General features: G+C 70.8%; 17 protein-coding genes, 1 tRNA gene and 1 pseudogene. 6 read left to right on the top strand and 13 right to left on the bottom strand.

The annotated features are described in order from the left end of the window. The first annotated feature begins 49 nt into the window (after positions 1-49). A complete protein-coding gene (locus IE207_RS28500) occupies positions 50-553 on the top strand; it encodes a hypothetical protein (RefSeq protein ID WP_190187192.1) in 504 nt (167 codons plus the stop codon). 47 nt (positions 554-600) lie between these two features. On the opposite strand, the gene IE207_RS28505 is transcribed toward IE207_RS28500, so the two are convergent. Both IE207_RS28505 and IE207_RS28510 read right to left on the bottom strand, forming a co-directional pair. Next, positions 601-1,281 carry a pentapeptide repeat-containing protein gene (locus IE207_RS28505; RefSeq protein WP_190187193.1) on the bottom strand — a complete coding sequence of 227 codons (681 nt, stop codon included), beginning with the start codon at positions 1,279-1,281 and terminating at the stop codon, positions 601-603. A 58-nt stretch (positions 1,282-1,339) separates the two neighbouring features. Beyond that, on the bottom strand, positions 1,340-1,843 hold the full coding sequence (locus IE207_RS28510; RefSeq protein WP_190187194.1) for a GNAT family N-acetyltransferase: 504 nt from the start codon (positions 1,841-1,843) through the stop codon (positions 1,340-1,342). A 128-nt stretch (positions 1,844-1,971) separates the two neighbouring features. Between IE207_RS28510 and IE207_RS28515 the strand changes: the two genes are divergently transcribed. Beyond that, on the top strand, positions 1,972-3,351 hold the full coding sequence (locus IE207_RS28515; RefSeq protein WP_190187195.1) for an NAD(P)/FAD-dependent oxidoreductase: 1,380 nt from the start codon (positions 1,972-1,974) through the stop codon (positions 3,349-3,351). A 104-nt stretch (positions 3,352-3,455) separates the two neighbouring features. Here the strand turns inward: IE207_RS28515 and IE207_RS28520 are convergent, their stop codons facing one another. From IE207_RS28520 to IE207_RS28530, 3 genes and pseudogenes are all read right to left on the bottom strand, one after another. Then, positions 3,456-4,661: a hypothetical protein gene (locus tag IE207_RS28520; protein ID WP_190187196.1), complete on the bottom strand. Its 1,206-nt coding sequence runs from the start codon at positions 4,659-4,661 to the stop codon at positions 3,456-3,458. 444 nt (positions 4,662-5,105) lie between these two features. Next, positions 5,106-5,480: pseudogene (locus IE207_RS28525) on the bottom strand (YdcF family protein); the annotation flags it as partial. A gap of 819 nt (positions 5,481-6,299) precedes the next feature. Continuing rightward, positions 6,300-6,374, bottom strand: a tRNA-Thr gene (locus IE207_RS28530). A gap of 201 nt (positions 6,375-6,575) precedes the next feature. On the opposite strand from IE207_RS28530, the gene IE207_RS28535 reads away from it, so the two are divergent. From IE207_RS28535 to IE207_RS28545, 3 genes are all read left to right on the top strand, one after another. Then, positions 6,576-7,667: an ABC transporter ATP-binding protein gene (locus IE207_RS28535; RefSeq protein WP_190187197.1), complete on the top strand. Its 1,092-nt coding sequence runs from the start codon at positions 6,576-6,578 to the stop codon at positions 7,665-7,667. Between the two features lie 201 nt (positions 7,668-7,868). Continuing rightward, entirely contained in the window at positions 7,869-8,282 is a 414-nt protein-coding gene (locus IE207_RS28540; RefSeq protein ID WP_136213738.1) for a hypothetical protein, read from the top strand. 72 nt (positions 8,283-8,354) lie between these two features. Continuing rightward, entirely contained in the window at positions 8,355-9,125 is a 771-nt protein-coding gene (locus IE207_RS28545; protein ID WP_190187198.1) for a nucleotidyltransferase family protein, read from the top strand. Between the two features lie 142 nt (positions 9,126-9,267). Here the strand turns inward: IE207_RS28545 and IE207_RS28550 are convergent, their stop codons facing one another. From IE207_RS28550 to IE207_RS28575, 6 genes are all read right to left on the bottom strand, one after another. Then, positions 9,268-10,848 carry a DoxX family protein gene (locus tag IE207_RS28550; protein ID WP_190187199.1) on the bottom strand — a complete coding sequence of 527 codons (1,581 nt, stop codon included), beginning with the start codon at positions 10,846-10,848 and terminating at the stop codon, positions 9,268-9,270. Between the two features lie 165 nt (positions 10,849-11,013). Further along, on the bottom strand, positions 11,014-11,985 hold the full coding sequence (rlmB, locus tag IE207_RS28555) for a 23S rRNA (guanosine(2251)-2'-O)-methyltransferase RlmB (protein WP_190187200.1): 972 nt from the start codon (positions 11,983-11,985) through the stop codon (positions 11,014-11,016). Positions 11,986-12,103: 118 nt separating this feature from the next. After that, a complete protein-coding gene (cysS, locus tag IE207_RS28560; RefSeq protein ID WP_190187201.1) occupies positions 12,104-13,504 on the bottom strand; it encodes a cysteine--tRNA ligase in 1,401 nt (466 codons plus the stop codon). Between the two features lie 115 nt (positions 13,505-13,619). After that, complete coding sequence (gene ispF, locus IE207_RS28565; RefSeq protein ID WP_190187202.1) at positions 13,620-14,144, bottom strand: 2-C-methyl-D-erythritol 2,4-cyclodiphosphate synthase; 525 nt, start codon at positions 14,142-14,144, stop codon at positions 13,620-13,622. Next, the gene (ispD, locus tag IE207_RS28570; protein WP_190187203.1) at positions 14,134-14,922 is read right to left on the bottom strand and encodes a 2-C-methyl-D-erythritol 4-phosphate cytidylyltransferase; all 789 of its coding nucleotides are present in this window, start codon (positions 14,920-14,922) and stop codon (positions 14,134-14,136) included. The genes ispF and ispD overlap by 11 nt, the downstream gene beginning before the upstream one ends. Before the next feature lie 281 nt (positions 14,923-15,203). Then, a complete protein-coding gene (locus tag IE207_RS28575; RefSeq protein WP_003953493.1) occupies positions 15,204-15,686 on the bottom strand; it encodes a CarD family transcriptional regulator in 483 nt (160 codons plus the stop codon). Positions 15,687-16,301: 615 nt separating this feature from the next. Between IE207_RS28575 and IE207_RS28580 the strand changes: the two genes are divergently transcribed. After that, on the top strand, positions 16,302-16,970 hold the full coding sequence (locus tag IE207_RS28580) for a copper chaperone PCu(A)C domain-containing protein (protein WP_190187204.1): 669 nt from the start codon (positions 16,302-16,304) through the stop codon (positions 16,968-16,970). Between the two features lie 84 nt (positions 16,971-17,054). On the opposite strand, the gene phoP is transcribed toward IE207_RS28580, so the two are convergent. Both phoP and phoR read right to left on the bottom strand, forming a co-directional pair. Then, positions 17,055-17,726: a two-component system response regulator PhoP gene (phoP, locus tag IE207_RS28585; RefSeq protein ID WP_465270294.1), complete on the bottom strand. Its 672-nt coding sequence runs from the start codon at positions 17,724-17,726 to the stop codon at positions 17,055-17,057. Positions 17,727-17,731: 5 nt separating this feature from the next. After that, on the bottom strand, positions 17,732-18,973 hold the full coding sequence (phoR, locus tag IE207_RS28590) for a two-component system sensor histidine kinase PhoR (protein WP_190187205.1): 1,242 nt from the start codon (positions 18,971-18,973) through the stop codon (positions 17,732-17,734). Between the last annotated feature and the right edge of the window lie 118 nt (positions 18,974-19,091).

Genomic DNA, 19,091 nt, shown 5'->3' on the forward strand with positions numbered 1-19,091 from the left:
CCCCGCCCCCACCCGGCGGAGCCACCCCACCCCGTGACACCATCACTACGTGCTCGACATCGGCTACTCCCTCTCCCGCCGCTTCCCCGACCCCCCGCAGACCGACTACCGCTCGGCGGACATCCGCACCCTGCGCCACGACCTCTTCTGCGGAGACGTCTACCTCGCCGACACCGACGCCGACCGGGAGTTGTCCACAGCCTGGGGATGGGTTCCCGTCCTCGACTTCGCCTGGGCGCTCTGCGACATCGTCGAGCAGCTCGACCAAGACCCCCGCGGCAGCCGCTCCGCCAACCGCCAGTACGCCGAACTGGACTTCACCGAGTCCTCCGACCGCATGCTGTTCGAGCGCCGCTTCGGCTGGGTCGACATCGAGGCCGACTGGATGCCGCCCGAGGAAGCCCCCCTGACCTTCACCCACCGCCTGCTCCGCCGCGAGGCCCGGGACTTCCTGCACGACCTCATCGCCGACCTCGTCGACATGCACGACGGCCTCGCCGACAACCCCGCCATCTGGACCCTCCAGGCCCGCTTCCCCCGCGTCCCCGCCTGAGCCCTGACCGGCGCACTCGGGCCGGACGGCCCGGACCGGCACCCCGGTCACGGCACCACCCGCACCCCCAGCTGCGCCGCCAGCGCCGGGGCCAGGTCGTACAGCTGCGCCGGGCTGATCACCGCGCCCGCCAAGGCCTCCACGCCCCGGGCGATCCCCAGCTCCACCGCTTCCCGCAGGTCCACGTCGGCCATCCGCGCCCCCAGGAAGTCCGCCCCCCGCAGCGTGCAGTCCCGGAACTCCACCCGCTCCAGCACCGCCCCCGCGAAGTCCGGCTCCACGAGAACGCACCCCTCGAAGACCACGTCCTTGAGCCGCGCCTTCCGCAGGTTCAGGTAGTCGATCTTCCCGCCCCGCACGACCACCCGTTCCAGCACCGCCCCGTGCAACTGGACGCCGCCGAGACGCGCCTCCACCAGCTCCACGTCCCGCAGCGACGCCCCCGACAGGTCCGTCCCCACCCCCCGCACCCCCTCCAGTACCGAGTCCAGGATCCGCGCCTTCGCCAGCCCCGCCTCGTCCAGCCCGCACCGCCGCAGCGCGCAGTCCATGAACCGGGCCCCGATCCCCTCCTGGCCACCGAAGTCCACGTCCGTGAACTCCACCCCGTCGTAGTCCCCGTCCGGCTCCAGCCCGCCCCCCTCCCACGCCACCAACTCCGGCAACCGCACCTCCGCGCGCTTGGCCGCCTTCACCGATCCGCCCCGGCCCTGCCCCTTCCGCACCATTCCCCCATCGTGACGCACCCCACTGACAACGCCCCCACAACGCCCCGGCGGCGCCCGCCTAGTCCGCCGCCCCCGACTCCGCCAGGCCCGCCAGGCCCGCCAGGCCCGCCAGCGCCCCGTCCGTCAGCCGGTACACCGTCCACTCGTCCTGCGGCCGCGCGCCCAACGCCTCGTAGAACGCGATCGTCGGCTCGTTCCACTTGAGCACCGACCACTCCAGCCGCTCGTACCCCCGCTCCCCGCAGATCCGCGCCAGCTCCGCCAGCAGCGCCTTCCCGTATCCGCCACCGCGCGCGCCGGGACGCACGTACAGGTCCTCCAAGTAGATCCCGTGCACCCCTCGCCACGTCGAGAAGCTGAGGAACCACAGCGAGAACCCGACGGCCTCCCCCTCCTCCGTCTCCGCGACGTGCGCGAACGCCGCCGGCCGCTCCCCGAACAGCGCCTCCCGCAACTGCTCTTCGGTGGCCCGCGCCTCGTGCGGCACCCTCTCGTACTCCGCGAGTTCTCGGATCATGGACCGGATGACGGGAACGTCCGCCTCCACAGCGTTGCGAATCATGCCCGCACCCTACGACCGGCCCCAGGCGGCCCCTGCGGCCGCATCAGCCAACCGGCCCCCGATCCGGCCCGGAAACGCGACACCCCGTCCCTGGACACCCCTCGGAAACCGGGTGTAGCAAACTCCCCATGACGATCAACGGCGGCATTTCCTTCTGGTACGCGACGGACCACACCGCCACCGCACCGCCCCGCGCCCCCCTCACCTCCGACGCCACGGCAGACGTCGTCATCGTCGGCGGCGGCTACACCGGCCTGTGGACCGCCTACTACCTCAAGTCCTCCGCACCCGACCTCCGCGTCACCGTCCTGGAGCAGAAGTTCTGCGGCTACGGTGCCTCCGGCCGCAACGGCGGCTGGCTCTACAACGGCATCGCCGGACGCGACCGCTACGCCGCGCTCCACGGCCACCAGGCCGCGCTCCGCCTCCAGCAGGCCATGAACGAGACCGTCGGCGAGGTCATCGGCGTCGCCGCCAAGGAGGACATCCAGGCCGACATCCACCACGGCGGCGTCCTCGAAGTCGCCCGCACCCCCGCCCAGCTCACCCGCCTGCGCGCCTTCCACGAGGGCGAGCTCTCCTTCGGCGAAACCGACCGCGTCCTGCACGACGCCACCGACACCCGCGCCCTCATCGACGTCGCGGACGCCGTCGGCTCCAGCTGGTCCCCCCACGGCGCCCGCATCCACCCACTGAAACTCGTCACGGGCCTGGCGGCGGCCTGCGAACGGCTCGGCGTGGTCATCCACGAGTCGACCCCCGTCACCGAGATCGACCCCGGCCGCGCCCGCACCCCGTACGGCACCGTCCGCGCCCCGTACGTCCTGCGCTGCACCGAGGGCTTCACCGCCGCCCTCAAGGGCCACAAGCGCTCCTGGCTCCCCATGAACTCCTCGATGATCGTCACGGCCCCGCTGGCCCCGTCCACCTGGGAATCCCTGAACTGGTCCGACGCGGCGCTCCTCGGCGACATGGCCCACGCCTACATGTACGCCCAGCGCACCGCCGACGACCGCATCGCGATCGGCGGCCGCGGGGTCCCCTACCGCTACGGCTCGCGCACCGACAACGACGGCACCACCCAGGAACGCACCATCGCCTCCCTCACGGCCCTGCTCACCTCCTTCTTCCCGGTGCTGACCGGAGTGGAGGTCACCCACGCCTGGTCGGGGGTCCTCGGCGTCCCCCGCGACTGGTGCGCCACCGTCACCCTCGACCGCACCACCGGCCTCGGCTGGGCCGGCGGCTACGTCGGCTCCGGCGTGGCCACCGCCAACCTCGCCGGGCGCACCCTGCGCGACCTGGTCCTGGGCGCGTCCACGGACCTCACCGCCCTCCCCTGGGTCAACCACCGCGTCCGCCGCTGGGAGCCGGAACCCTTCCGCTGGCTGGGCGTCCAGGCCCTCTACGCCGCCTACCGCGAGGCCGACCGCCGCGAAACCACCACCCACACCCCCGCCACCACCCCCCTGGCCCGCCTCGCCGACCGCATCTCCGGCCGCCACTGACCGCCCCCGGACACGCGCAATGCCCCGGACCTCAAAGGCCCGGGGCATTGCGTCTGCGTCTGATCCCCTACGGTCTACGAGCGGTTGACCTCGGAAGGTACCTTTTATGGATCCAGTCGATATTCAGCGATCGACTGAACGAACTGATTACGGGCAAGAGGGTCGATAGCCTCCGCTTCCTTACGTTGCACTCGGCTTGCAGAGTGGTATTCGGTGGAGAGGTAAGGGGGCCCCTTAGGCAGGGAGGCAAAGTGTACCGTCGTCAGGGAAAACGGATCGTCGCCCAGGATTTTGCGAGCCCAACTGCTGGCCGGGAAATTCGTCCGCGTGCAAACATTGGAGGACCTCGGTTGAGTTTTACATGGTGCGAGCTTTGAATCGCCCGTGGGAGTGGCCGTGGAGACGTAGACAGTCAAGCGGACAAAATTCTGCCCGCCGTCGCGCGCGTCAAATACGAATGAGCGAGTTCGACTCTCCCCGGGCGCCAACGACTCCCCAGTGGCCATTAGGTCATCGAAGCTGAGTAGAGAGACAAATTTTCCGAAGTGATGCCGATCCGGCTCCGACAAATCCAGTAGCTGGCTAACCTTTCCCGCACCCATGCCTTCCGCCGATTCCATCCTATGTCCAGTAACCGTAAACATAGCGCCAAGTACGTCGGCTGACGCTTCACCTTTGTTTTGCAAGGTTACAGTGCCCAGCAATCGGGTGACCCCGCGGGAGCTATTCACTTTTTCAATCCGCGTCGCGACGTCCACTTTGGGGCGTTCATATGCAGGCTTGTAAAAGGTTAGGTATGCGAACTGGGCAAAACCAAGCAAGGGCAGCAGGGAGCCTAGTGCAACCCACCCAAAGTTGACATGCCCACTGGCTAGGGCAGTCATTAGAAGCACAACGGCGTACACGAAAAGGAGAATTGAAAGACAAAGTAGCGGGGCATCGAAGCCGTCCATGATTGGACTTTTAAGTTCAATCCAAATGGGAATAAACAGCATCGGGAGTGCGGCCGCCTGAGCGAGCAACACGAGCGGATAATGCCAGGGGTTTCGATCCCGAGAGAACCCGGGGAGCGCCAGCTGCCAACCGTGGTTGGGATGCCCACACTTTGTGTGAAGTACCTGCGCAAGCGCCGCCAGGCTTAGAGCGGCCAGCACCGATCGCAATAGGGTCGAGAGCGCCTGCTCCTTGCCGAATGTCGAAATATCGGCAATCGCGCTGGCCAGAAACGTGACACCTTCAACGAGAAGGATAATCACGAGGAGACGGAAATAGGCCCGATACCTGCCCGGGTGGTCCTGCTGTCTCAGCATGCGGTAATGATAGAAAAGGCTGGTTTCTCGCTAAGAGCGACACGCACTCAGCAAGCAACTCGACCCCATTTGGCGCACGAGACAGAAACGTTCTTCCGCGCATTAAGGTCCTGGCGAATAGAAGAAGCCCTGTACGATTTCTGTCCCTGATCATCCTCGACGGATCCACTTTGGCCAGCTCTGAGGGAACGTGTACCCGAACGAGCCTCGACCTCCGAGGCGGGTTGGCCGTGGAGCCGCCGCCCCAGCCATAACGGGGTTCTCCACCCCGCAACCCTGAGCCGTAAGCGTGCGGTCTTCGGCCGGGGTGGAGCAGGGCACAGAAGGGGCGCAGGCCCGGGCGACCGACCGCGCCGGGCCCGGCGGGTGCCTTGACGGCGTCGGGAAACTCCTATCCCGCCGTTGCACACTCCTGGCTCGGTGCGGACCGGGGCCGGCATAGGCGTACTCGGCAAGCGTCATCGGCGCAGATGCGCTGATGAACTCGACTGCTGGCCGGAACTTCTGAGCAGTCGCATAGGCTCGCCGCTCCTCGTGCGGCTTGCTGACGAGTAGTACAGACGAAACGTGCACTCCGCGATCTGCGAGGAGTGCACGGGAAAAGCGGATATTCTCGCCCGTGTTTCGCGCGTTCGACTCGACAAGCACGGCCTCCGCCGGCACACCCAGCTCCAGAGCCCGCTCCCGGTAGTGCTCCGCCTCGCCCCGCGGCATCCGCTCGCGCGTGGTGCGGCTAGTGGCTCCCGTGAAGACGAGCGCGACGCGAACACCGCCCCCGCCCTGGAAGGAGCGGCGCGGACATCGACGTGGCCCGCCCAGATCCGCGACATCGTCATCGCCACCTCCGACCGCCACCCCGCCTCGACCCGGTCTCCGCGAAAGCCGCGGGCCCCGACCACACCCGCCGCTGGGACCAGAACCGCACCGCCTGGATCACCGAGCACCACACCACCCCGCCCGTCGAGTCCCAGGTCCCGGCGGGCGGTTCGGGCCTGAACCTCTCCGCGCTCCGCACCGACCCCACCCCGGCCGCGCCGGCAGTGGACGCGGTCGACGCCGAGTTCGAGCGGCTCATCGGCATCGAATTCACCACCACCCCCCAGCCCCAGACCCCCGACACCCCGGCGGAACCGAAGGCCGAACCCTCGGGGCTGAACCTGTCCGCGCTCCGCGACGACAGGGAAACCGGGCCCTCCTGGCTCCCGGACGCGATCACCGCGATCCGCGCGGCCGGCGCCGAGGGCATGAAGCCCGCCGCCGTCGCCGACCTCGTCGGCCGCAGCCACGGAGCCGTCCGCAAGACCCTCAAGGCCTCCGCCGAACGCGGTGAACTCCACTACCACCCGCTACGGCGACCCCATCTACCACCCGCCGCGATCCAGCAGCCCGCACTGTCGCTTGCGGGAACTCCCGCCGGGGGTCGAGACGGTCACCCTCCCGAACGGCTATCGCACCCTCGCCTACACCCAACCCGCCCGCGACCCGCTCCGCGGCCGCCCCGGGACCTGGCCCCGGACCCGCGTCTGAGACCAGAACTGAGACAGAGAGCACCCGTGCCGCCCGCGCCCGGCGCCGCCGCAAGATTCGGTGAAACACGAAAGCCCAGCTCAGAAGAGGTCAGAGCTGGGCCTTCACCAGAGCCCCCTGTCGGATTCGAACCGACGACCTACGCATTACAAGTGCGTTGCTCTGGCCGGACTGAGCTAAGGAGGCACCGACGCTGCGCGGCACGCAGAATCGCCTTCACTTTACACAGCCCGCCAACCCGCCAGCGAAGAACTTTCCGACGTCACGTCCCGGGGGTGCTGACACGAGGCGGGCGGGCGGGTAGCGTCGGGCGGAGTCCGGTTACTGGACTAGACCTTCCACTCGGATCGTCCGGCACGTTCCTGCCGGTAGAAGGGATTCACCACCATGGCTTCTGTCACCTTCGACAAGGCGACCAGGCTGTACCCCGGCGGCGACAAGCCCGCCGTCGACCAGCTCGAGCTGGAGATCGAGGACGGGGAGTTCCTCGTCCTCGTCGGCCCCTCGGGCTGCGGCAAGTCCACCTCGCTGCGCATGCTCGCCGGCCTGGAGGACGTCAACGGCGGCGCCATCCGCATCGGTGAGCGCGACGTGACGCACCTGCCGCCCAAGGACCGGGACATCGCGATGGTGTTCCAGAACTACGCGCTCTACCCCCACATGTCCGTCGCGGACAACATGGGCTTCGCCCTCAAGATCGCCGGCGAGGACAAGGCGACCATCCGTCGCAAGGTGGAGGAGGCGGCGAAGATGCTCGACCTCACCCAGTACCTCGACCGCAAGCCGAAGGCGCTCTCCGGCGGCCAGCGCCAGCGCGTCGCGATGGGCCGCGCGATCGTGCGCAAGCCGCAGGTGTTCCTCATGGACGAGCCGCTGTCGAACCTCGACGCCAAGCTCCGCGTCTCGACCCGTACGCAGATCGCCGCCCTCCAGCGGGACCTCGGCATCACCACCGTGTACGTCACCCACGACCAGGTCGAGGCCATGACCATGGGCGACCGGGTCGCGGTCCTCAAGGACGGTCTGCTCCAGCAGGTCGACACCCCGCGCAACATGTACGACCGGCCCGCGAACCTGTTCGTCGCCGGGTTCATCGGCTCGCCCGCGATGAACCTCGTCGAGGTGCCGATCACCGACGGTGGCGTGAAGTTCGGCGAGAGCGTCGTCCCCGTCTCCCGCGAGGCGCTGACCGCGGCAGCCGACGCGGGCGACCGCACCGTGACGGTCGGCGTCCGTCCCGAGCACTTCGACATCGGCGACGCGGGCGGCCTGACGATCACGGTGAACGTGGTCGAGGAACTCGGCGCCGACGGCTACGTCTACGGTTCCGTCGCCGACGCCACCGCCGGCAAGCAGGACCTCGTGGTCCGCGTCAACGGCCGCCAGGTGCCCGAGAAGGGCTCGACGCTGCACGTGGTGCCGCGCCCCGACGAGATCCACGTGTTCTCCACGTCCTCGGGCGCCCGCCTCTCCGGCTGACGGTCGCGGCAACGGCAACGGTGAAGGGGCGCTCCGCCAAGGGGTGCCCCTTTCCGGCAAGTTGCCCGTGACCGGCATCCCGGGCAGAACGGGCCATTCAGCCCCACCCGTCAACCCGGTAATCGAAAACCCGCGTCGAACCATCCCCCGACCGGGTGACTGATTGTCGCCACATCTTCACCGAGCGCTACTCTCGCCTTCGTGACCCACACTGCCCGCCGTATCGGCCGATCCCTCGCCCTGGTCCTGCCCGTCGTCCTGGTCCTGTCCGGGACGCTGGCGGTCACCATGGTCCCCTGGGCGGACAACTCCTCCTCCCAGATCCTGACCGCCTCTGCCGAAGGCGTGTCCGTTCCCGCCAAGCCGCGTGCCGCACAGGACCTGTTGCGCGACAAGCTGCTCACCGAGCTGCGGCAGGGCGAGGAGCCGGGCGACGTCCTCACGCACCTCCAGCAGGAGGTCGACCGGCGGCCCTCGCTCGCCGAGCACTGCGTGGGCATCGCGCGGGCGCTGGGCCGGGCCGCCGTCGAGGCCTACGGACCGACGAAGGCGCAGTCCTTCGCCCGCCCCGTGTGCGACACCTCGTACGCGTCCGGCGTCGCCTCCATGGGCTGACGGCCCGACCGGCGGGTTGACGGCCGCCGAGTCGGCCGTCGCCGCGGGGGGCTCCTGCCTACGCTGACGGGCATGACCGACGTTCCCCCCGTACCGCCCCGACCCCCGCACGACGCGGCCGCGTTCCCGGCTGCCCCCACCCAGGCCGTGGTCCTGGCGGGCGGCCAGGGCACGCGGCTGCGGCCGTACACGGACGACCGCCCGAAGCCGATGGTCGAGATCCCGGGGACGGGCATGCCGATCATCGGGCACCAGCTCGCCTGGCTCGCGGCGGAGGGGGTGACCGATGCCGTCGTCTCCTGCGGACACCTCGCCGGGGTCCTCCAGGACTGGCTGGGCCGGGCCCGGCTGCCGCTGCGGGTGACGACCGTGGTGGAGGAGGAGCCGCTGGGCCGGGGCGGCGGCCTCAAGTACGCCGCCCGCCACCTCCCGTACGCGGACCAGCCCTGGTACGCCACCAACGGCGACGTCTGGACCCGGTTTTCGCTGCGCGAGATGGCCGCCTTCCACAAGGAGCGCGACGCGGTGGCCACACTGGCGCTGGCCCGGCCGCGGATCCCGTGGGGCGTCGTGGAGACCAACGGGTTCGGGCAGGTACTGGACTTCATCGAGGCTCCGCAGTCGCCGTACCCCGTCAACGCCGGCGTGTACGTGTTCGGCCCGGCCTTCGCGGCGCTGCTGCCCGACCTGGGCGACCACGAGCGGACCACGTTCCCCCGGCTGGCCCGGGAGCGCCGCCTCGCGGGCTTCCCGCTGCCCCAGGGGGCCTACTGGCGGGCGATCGACACGGCGAAGGACCTGACCGAGGCCGCCCGGGAGTTGGCCGCGCACGGCGGCTCCTGAGCGGCCCCCCGAGCACCCCACGAGCGACGGCGCGCGGGCACGTACGACGGCACGCACGACGGCACGCACGGGGCACGCCCGCGCACGCCGAAGGGCCCGGCGCGCTCCTCGCGCGCCGGGCCTCGGGTACGGGTACCGGTCCTCAGCCGAGCAGGCCGCCGACCAGACCGGGCTTCTTGGCCCCGCCGCCGCCGCTGCCGCCCCCGCTGCCGCTGCCCGAGGAGGACGTCGGCGGCTGCTGCGGGCTGGACTGGCGCGGCGCGCTGCTGCGCGGGGTGCTCTGGCCGTTCCCGGCGCCGCTGCGGCTCGCGGACGGTGACTGCGCGCCCGTCCCGGCGCTCTGCGAGGGCGCCGAACCGGCCCCGGCGTGCCCGGACTTGGCGGCGGGCGCGGAGGCGCTCGCCGAGGGCGTGGCGGGCTTGGACGGCTGCTGCGAGGGCTGCTGCTGCCGCTTGGCCGGCGCCTGCACCGGCAGCGGGGTGCCGGGCAGGTAGTTGCTCGGAGCCCGACCGGGCCCCGGGACGGTGACCACGGCGGTGGAGCGGACGGCCCCGCCCAGGAGGGAGCCGACGAGCAGGGTGAGCCCGCAGATCACGCCGCCCATGAGGGCCCCGCGCCGCAGGACGCGCCGACGCAGCTGCCAGACCTCGGAGCGCGGGCCGAGCGTGCGCCAGGCTTCACCCGCGAGGCGGCCGTCGAGCGAGTAGACGGGGGCGCCCGCGATGATCAGGGGGCTCCAGGCGGCCAGGTAGATGATGTCGGGCGCGTCGTACGCCGGGACGGTCTTCCAGCTCACCGTCATCAGCAGCGCCGCGGACAGCAGCGCGCCGAAGCAGGCGGCGAACCGCTGCCAGAGCCCGAAGACCGTCAGCACGCCCACGATGACCTGGAGGAACGCCACGGTGAGCCCCGCGCCGACGGGGTGCGCGAGGGCGAAGTCGCGCAGCGGCTCGGCCAGTGCCCAGGGGTGCAGGGTGTGCAGCCAGGTGACCATGGAGCCGCGTTCGCCGCCGTCGAAGTAGACGGGGTCGCACAGCTTGCCCATGCCGGCGTAGATGGAGATGAAGCCGAGGAACACGCGCAGCGGGAGCAGCACGACGCCGAGGTTCATCCGGCGGCCGGGGTAGTAGGAGGCCTGCGCGCGGGCGTCGGAGGCCGACCGCCGCGTTTCGTCCCCGCTTTCGCCGCTGTCCCCGTCGTACCCGGTGCCGTACCCGTCGGGGGGCCCGTAGTCGTAGGACGGCCCCCCGGGCCGGCGGACCGCGCCGAGCGGGCGGGTCTCGTCGGGGTCGCCGTAGGTGCGCTGGCCGATGACGGTCGGCGTGGCGAGGGTGTCGTCGGCGAGGTCGTGCGCGAGGTCGACGCGCGGGATGGTCTGGGTGGCGCCCCCGTCGAAGCCGTCGGGGCCGCGGCCCGCCTCCCGGACCGCCTGGAGCAGACCGCCCATCGCGGCGGTGTCGCCGGGGTCGGCCTTGCCGCTCCAGACGACGGGGGCCCGGCGCCGGGTCGCCCCGGCGGCGGCGGCCACGGCACCGCCGAGGACGGGCGCCCGGCCGGGGGCATTGGATGGCAGCGAGGGCTTGGAACGCGCGCTCGGGCTCGGTGCGAGCCGCACGCGGAAGCTTGCGTGGTTGACGATGACCTGTGCGGGATCGCACGGCACCTTGACCATGCTCAGCGCGGGCTGGTCGTCGAACCCTGACGTTCTGGTGTCCACACTCATCTAACCGAGTGACGAGTGATAAGGACACTGCCTTGACAGCAGGGATGTGTCCGAGACCCGTCAAGATCAAGTCACCCCGCCCGGAAGGGGCGGGGTGACACGCTCACGGGTCACGTTCCCTGAGCCGAACGGATCAAGGGACGCCGGCCGATCGGCCTGCGGTGATCAGGTGCGCGGCGCCTCGGCGCGACGGCGGGCGGCCTCGTAGAGCACGACGCCGGCGGCGACACCGGCGTTCAGCGACTCCGCGCCGCCCGGCATCGGGATGCGCACGAGGTAGTCGCAGTTCTCGCCGACGAGCCGGCCGAGGCCCTTGCCCTCGGAGCCGACGACGATGACGACCGGGCCGGCCAGCGCCGCCAGGTCGTTGACGGTGTGCTCGCCTTCGGCGGCCAGGCCGACGATGGCGATCCCGGCCTTCTTGTACTCCTGGAGGGCGCGGGTCAGGTTGGTGACGCGGGAGACCGGGGTGCGGGCGGCGGTGCCGGCCGAGGTCTTCCAGGCGCCCGCGGTCATACCGGCGGCGCGGCGCTCGGGAATGACCACGCCGTGGCCACCGAAGGCGGAGACGGAGCGGACGATCGCGCCGAGGTTGCGCGGGTCGGTGACGCCGTCGAGGGCGACGATCAGCGGGTCCTCGCCGTTGTCGTAGGCGGCGGTGGTGAGGTCCTCGGGGTGCGCGTACTCGTACGGCGGGACCTGGAGGACCAGACCCTGGTGGTTGAGCCCGTTGGTCATGCGGTCGAGCTCGGGGCGCGGGGCTTCCATCAGGTTGATGTTGCCGCGCTGGGCGGCGAGCTGGAGGGCCTCGCGGACGCGCTCGTCGTTGTCGATGAACTGCTGGACGTAGAGGGTGGTGGCCGGGACGCCGTCGCGCAGCGCCTCGAAGACCGGGTTGCGGCCGACGACCATCTCGCTGGTGCCCTTGGGGCCGCCGCGGCGGGGTGCGGGGCGGCGCTTGGCGGCCTGGCGGGCCATGGCGTTGCTGATGCGGTTCGCCTTGTGCTTCTTGCGGTCCTCGGCCTTGGGCGTGGGGCCCTTGCCCTCCAGGCCCTTGCGCCGCTGGCCACCGCTGCCGACCGTAGCGCCCTTCTTGTTGGACGTGCGGCGGTTCCTGCGCTGGCTGTTCCCGGCCATGACCTCTACCTGTTTCGTTGGTGCTGCGGTGTGTACGTATGAAGAGTGTGCCGCCCGGGACGCCGGGCGGCACAACGGGACTGCTCCGGTGGACTCGGCTCCTGTGTGCCCGTCGGGCTCAGCGGGGGCCGAGCGTCCAGCGGGGTCCCGTGGGGCCGTCCTCGACGACCAGGCCGGACTGCTGGAGCTGGTCGCGGATGGCGTCGGCGGTGGCCCAGTCCTTGCGCGCACGGGCGGACTCGCGCTGCTCCAGGACCAGGCGCACCAGGGTGTCGACGGCGCCGTGCAGGTCCTCGCCGCGGTCACCCTCGCCGGCCCAGGACGGGTCGAGCGGGTCCAGGCCGAGCACGCCCAGCATGGCCCGTACCTCCGACAGGCGCGCGATGGCCGCGTCCTTGTCGTCGGCGGCCAGCGCGCTGTTGCCCTGCCGGACGGCCGTGTGGACGATGGCGAGCGCCTGCGGCACGCCGAGGTCGTCGTCCATGACCTCGGCGAAGGCGGGCGGCACTTCGGCGGCCGGTTCGACGGGGCCGCCGGCCTTCTCGACGACGCGCTGGCAGAAGCCCTCGATGCGCGCGAAGGCCGACTCCGCCTCGCGCAGCGACTCCTCGCTGTACTCGATCATCGAGCGGTAGTGGGGGGTGCCCAGGTAGTAGCGCAGCACGATCGGACGCCACTGCTTGAGCATCTCCGAGACGAGCACCGAGTTGCCGAGCGACTTGGCCATCTTCTCGCCGGACATGGTGACCCAGGCGTTGTGGACCCAGTACTGCGCGAACTCGTCGCCGAAGGCCTTGGCCTGGGCGATCTCGTTCTCGTGGTGCGGGAAGATCAGGTCCAGGCCGCCGCCGTGGACGTCGAAGACGCGGCCGAGGTACTTGTGCGCCATCGCGGAGCACTCCAGGTGCCAGCCGGGACGGCCGCGGCCCCACGGGGTCTCCCAGTCGGGCTCGCCCGGCTTGGACGCCTTCCACATGGCGAAGTCGCGGGGGTCGCGCTTGCCGGTGATGCCTTCCTCAGTGGGCTGGCGCAGGTCGTCGATGTCCTGGTTGGAAAGCGACAGGTAGCCGGGGAAGGAGCGCACGTCGAAGTAGACGCTGCCGTCCGCTTCGTAGGCGTGACCGCGCTCGATCAGGCCGCGCATCATCTCGATCATCTCCGGCACGTGGCCGGTGGCGCGGGGCTCGTAGGTCGGCGGGAGGCAGCCGAGGGCGTCGTAGCCGTCGTTGAAGGCGCGCTCGTTCTCGTAACCGATGGACCACCAGGGACGGCCCTGCTCGGAGGCCTTCCTGATGATCTTGTCGTCGATGTCCGTGACGTTGCGGATGAAGGTGACGTCGTAGCCGCGGTAGGTGAACCAGCGGCGCATGATGTCGAAGTTCAGGTACGACCGGACGTGCCCGATGTGCGGGGCGGCCTGCACCGTGGCGCCACAGAGGTAGATCGAGACACAGCCCGGTGTGACGGGGTTGAAGTCGCGGATCTGCCGGGCGCTGGTGTCGTACAGGCGAATAGTCACGGCATCCAGAGTAGTGCGCCCGTAGCAGTGCCCCGCGACCCTTCGGCGACGCGGGGCCCTGTTTGCTGCCGGAGCGGCTCTGTTCGTGGCCGAAGTGGTGTCGGCGCGGGTGGCTCTAGGACGGGTCCACCCGGTAGACGAGGGCCGTTGCGATGGCGGCGAGGCCCTCGGCGCGGCCGGTGAGACCGAGACCGTCGGTGGTGGTGCCCGAGACCGACACGGGGGCGCCCGCGGCGGCCGCCAGCGCCTTCTGCGCCTCTTCGCGCCGCTTGCCGATCTTCGGTCGTACGCCGATCACCTGGATCGCGATGTTGCCGATCTCGAAGCCCTCGGCCCGGACGATGCGGGCGGCCTCCGCGAGGAGCGTGACGCCGGCGGCGCCGGACCACTCGGGGCGGGAGGTACCGAAGTGCGCGCCGAGGTCTCCGGCTCCGGCGGCCGAGAAGAGCGCGTCGCAGGCGGCGTGCGCGGCGACGTCGCCGTCGGAGTGTCCGGCGAGGCCGTCCTCGCCCTCCCACAGCAGGCCGGCGCACCACAGTTCGCGGCCCGCCTCGAAGGCGTGCACGTCGGTGCCGATGCCGACGAGCGGGAGCAGCGGGAGCGGGGCCGCGGGGGCTCCGGCGTCGGGGCTAGTAGGCATCGGTGGCCCTCCTGCGGGCGAGTACGGCCTCGGCGAGGACCAGGTCGAGCGGGCGGGTGACCTTGAAGGCCTCTTCGTGGCCGGGGACCGCCACGACGGTGACGCCGAGGCGTTCCACCATGCCGGCGTCGTCCGTGGCGCCCTCGCCCTCGACGCCGGGGCCGGGGCCGGCGGCGGAGGCACCGGCCGAGGTGAGGGCGAACTTCTCGTGGGCGCGGAGCAGCGTGGCGAGGTCGAAGCCCTGCGGGGTCTGGACGGCGCGCAGCCGGGCCCGCTCCGGGGTCGCGACGACGGGCTCCGGCTCGCCGGGCTTGCCGGGCTCGACCTCCTTGACGGTGTCGGCCAGCGCCAGGGCGGGGACCACGGCGGGCGCGCCGTCGCGGACGGCCTCGATGACGGCGTCGACGGTCTCGACGGGGACCAGCGGGCGGGCCGCGTCGTGGACGAGTACGGAGGTGACGTCCGCCGGGAGCGCCTCCAGGCCGGCGCGCACGGACCCCTGGCGGGTCTCGCGGCCCGGTACGACCAGCACCTCGGTCCGCTCCGGCAGCGGATGCTCGTCCAGCAGGCGGCGCACCTCGGGCGCGCCGTCCGACGGGGCGACCACCACCACGAGGGACACCGCGCGGGAGCGGGCCATGGCGCGGACGGCGTGGATCAGCATCGGCGTTCCGCCGAGGGTCCGCAGGGCCTTGGGGGCGCCGGGGCCGAGGCGTACCCCGCGCCCGGCGGCCGGGATCACTGCGGCGGTGCGGTGGGGGCGCGATTCGTCAGACATCAGTAGCTCCGAGCCAGGTTTGTGACTTCGGCCGACATGGGTATGGCGTTGGGGTGACTGCGGGTACGACACCTTCGCCCCTTCCGTGACGACCGGGCGAGCCGGTTGAGCGGGACGGGGGGGAGAGGCAGGGGTAGGGGCATACGGGTACAGACATGCCGCAGCGCCCGGCAACAAGTTTCCTTGTCATCGGGCACCGCGGCACAACTGTCTGCGAAGGGCCTGTACGACGGGATCCGTGGAGCTGGATCCGTCCGGCTCGTCGCGTACGGGTTCTCGCGTCAGGACGCGAGGACCTCGTCGAGGAGGGCCTCGGCCTTGTCCTCGTTGGTGTTTTCGGCGAGCGCGAGCTCGCTCACCAGGATCTGGCGCGCCTTCGCGAGCATGCGCTTCTCGCCCGCGGAAAGCCCGCGCTCACGCTCACGGCGCCACAGGTCGCGCACCACTTCTGCGACCTTGATGACGTCGCCAGAAGCGAGCTTCTCCAGATTTGCCTTGTAGCGCCGGGACCAGTTCGTCGGTTCTTCTGCATACGGTGCGCGGAGCACCTCGAAGACCCGGTCCAGCCCGTCCTGGCCGACTACGTCGCGAACACCGACGAACTCCGCATTGTCCGCAGGCACACGAACCGTCAGGTCGCCCTGGGCGACCTTGAGCACCAAGTAGGTCTTGTCCACGCCTTTGATCTGACGAGTCTCAATGGCCTCGATCAGCGCGGCCCCGTGATGGGGATAGACCACGGTGTCGCCAACCTTGAACGTCATGTGACAGGTACCCCTTCCGTGGCTATCCAGGGTAACACGAGAACTGACCGTTATGAATGGCGTTTTCGCAGGTCAGGGCACATCTCGGGGCTTGACAACAGCGACACGTACGTGCTGCGGAGGGCTTCCGGAAGGGGGTATTCGCAGGTCGGAGGCGCTGTGCGGACCGGACGAAACGACCACGGTACACCTGAGGGACGGGCCGTTCGATGTGATGTACGTCCCGTTTTGCCGGGTTCGAAGGCTGGAAACCGAACTACTCCGTTCGACTGGCGGGCACCCGTACGGAGCGGTTCCGGCCCAATCCGCGAATTGATCACCGGAGCAGCCCTCGGGGAATCCGGAAATTGATCAACGGGCGGCAGGCCGAGGGTCCGCGAACCGCGCACCGGTGATCTCCGCGCGATATGGGGAATTGGTGATCGCGCAGACCCGCACGGGGCAGGTCGGGCACTGCGGAGGGTCGGGTGCGGGGGCGGGGCGGCGGCTCGGTAACCTAAGCGCGCTGACACACCCTTAGGGCGGCTTTACCTCAGCCGTCCGACGGGGCACCTCCCCCAGCGCGAGCTGGGGTCGTCCACCTTCCGTCCGTACGTCCAAGGAGTTGCCGCCGCCGTGAGCCGCAGCCTTCGACGCGGCGCTCTCGCCGCTACCGCCATCGTGTTCTCGATCGCTTCGCTCTCCGCATGCGCTGCGGGCAACGACGCGCAGACTCTGGAGATCAAGCCGGACAACGCCGCCGTCACCAAGGGCAACATCAAGATCCAGAACGCACTGGTGATCACCCCGAGCTCGAAGGAGAAGAAGGGCCCGGCCGCCGTCTCGGCGACCGTCTTCAACTCCGGCGACACCCCGCAGACCCTTGACGGCATCACCCTCGCGGGTGGCAAGACCAAGGTGACGCTCAAGCCGGCCGAGGGCTCCGGCAAGATCACCGTCCCGGCCGGCGGCTCCGTGGTGCTGGGCGGCAAGGGCAACGCCTCCGCCGTGGTCGAGGGCGGCCGCGAGGCGGTCCAGGACGGCAACGTGCAGCAGGTCGTCTTCCAGCTGAGCAGCACGGGCGACGTGAAGCTCGACGCGTACGTCGTCCCCGGCGCCGGCATGTACGCCGCCTTCGGCCCGACCGAGGCCCCGGCCCCCGCCCCCGGCGCGGCCGGCGCGAGCCCCTCGGGCAGCCCGTCCGGGAGCCCCTCGGGCGCGCCGTCGGGCAGCCCGTCCGGCGCCGCGTCGGGCACGCCGTCCGGCGCCCCCTCCGGTTCGGCTTCGCACGCCGCCGGGCACTGAGCCCCGTAGGCAGACACACGCCGAAGGCCCCCGTCCGCTGCGGACGGGGGCCTTCGGCGTGTGTGCGACGCCCACGGCTGCGGCTTACGGCTCGAACTTGTAGCCCAGGCCGCGGACGGTGACCAGGTAGCGCGGCGCGCCCGGGTCCGGCTCGATCTTGGCGCGCAGGCGCTTGACGTGGACGTCGAGGGTCTTGGTGTCACCGACGTAGTCGGCGCCCCAGACCCGGTCGATCAGCTGCATACGGGTCAGGACCCGGCCCGCGTTGCGCAGGAGCATCTCCAGCAGGTCGAACTCCTTGAGCGGGAGGTCCACCTTCCCCCCGGCGACGGTGACCACGTGCCGGTCGACGTCCATCCGTACGGGCCCGGCCTCCAGGGCCGCCGGGGTGACCTCCTCCGGCTCGCCGCGGCGGCGCAGGACCGCGCGGATGCGGGCGACCAGCTCCCGCGAGGAGAAGGGCTTGGTGACGTAGTCGTCGGCTCCTATCTCCAGGCCGACGACCTTGTCGATCTCGCTGTCCTTGGCGGTCACCATGATCACCGGGACGTTGGAGCGGCCGCGCAGCTGCCGGCAGACCTCCGTGCCGGGCAGGCCGGGGAGCATCAGGTCGAGGAGGACGAGGTCGGCGCCGTTGCGCTCGAACTCGTCAAGCCCGTCGGGGCCGGTCGCGGCGATCGCGACCTCGAAGCCCTCCTTGCGGAGCATGTAGGACAGGGCGTCGCTGAAGGATTCCTCATCCTCGACGACGAGCACTCGGGTCACGGAAGGACCTCCGGGGCAGGGATGGCTGTTTCTGAGTCGAGCAGGGGTCGGGCGGGGACGGCCGGGGTGGCGGAGGGGGCGGGCGCGGCCGCTTCGGGAAGGCGCAGGGTGAAGGTGGAGCCCTGTCCCTCGGAGCTCCAGACCGACACCTCCCCGCCGTGCGAAGCCGCTACGTGCTTCACGATGGCGAGGCCCAGCCCGGTTCCTCCCGTGGCACGGGAGCGGGCGGGGTCGACGCGGTAGAAGCGCTCGAAGATGCGCTCGCGGTCCTTTTCCGGGATGCCGATGCCCTGGTCGGTCACGGCTATCTCGATCAGGTCCCCTCCCGGCGCGGCCACCCGGCGCGCGGCGATGCCCACGCGGGTGCGGGCCGGGCTGTAGTTGACGGCGTTCTCCACGAGGTTGCCGAGGGCCGCCGCGAGCTGGCCGCGGTTGCCCCAGACGCGCAGGTCGGCGGTGCCTCCGGCGGCCATGTGGATCTGCTTGGAGGTCGCGGTGTGTCGGCAGCGGTCGATGGCCTCGGCCACCAGGGTGTCCACGCGGACCGGCTCGGCGTCCTCCAGCGGGTCGTCGTTCTGTACCCGGGAGAGGTCGATGAGTTCCTGTACGAGGTTGATCAGGCGGGTGGCCTCGATCTGCATGCGGCCGGCGAAGCGGCTGACCGCCTCGGGGTCGTCGCTGGCGTCCATGACGGCCTCGGAGAGCAGGGAGATCGCCCCGACCGGGGTTTTCAGCTCGTGCGAGACGTTCGCGACGAAGTCGCGGCGGACCGCCTCGATCCGGCGGGCCTCCGTCAGGTCCTCGACCAGCAGCAGCACCAGGCGGGAGCCGAGCGGTGCGACGCGGGCGGAGACGGCGAGGGCCTCGCCGCGGCCGGTGCCGCGGCGGGGCAGGTCGAGCTCGATCTGGCGTATCTCCCCGTCCCGGCGGGTGTCGCGCGCCATGTGGAGCATCGGCTCCACGGCGAGCTTGCCGCCGCGGACCAGGCCGAGGGCGTAAGCCGCCGAGCTGGCCTTGACGACCGCGTCCCCCTCGTCGAGCACGACGGCGGAGGAGCGGAGCACGGAGAGGACGGTGTCCACTCCGGGCGGGAGCACCGCGTTGATGTCGGGGCGCATGGAGCTCCTAGTGGGGCGGGCTTGGTCGCGCTCGCTCCAGCGGAACGCCAGCATCGCGATCACACCGGTGCACAGCCCGGCGATCGCTGCAGCTGCGGCGACCGCCGCGTTCACGTCCATGCATCCAGGTTAAGCAGGCGTGACGACACTTCCACAGCCGTTCGGGTGGCAGCTCGAACACTCGTCGCCCAGAGTTCACCCTGACGACCGTGCTGATTCACTTGTGGTGCCGGAGTCG

Source organism: Streptomyces cirratus, assembly GCF_014650775.1.
GTDB classification, from domain to species: Bacteria; Actinomycetota; Actinomycetes; order Streptomycetales; family Streptomycetaceae; genus Streptomyces; species Streptomyces cirratus.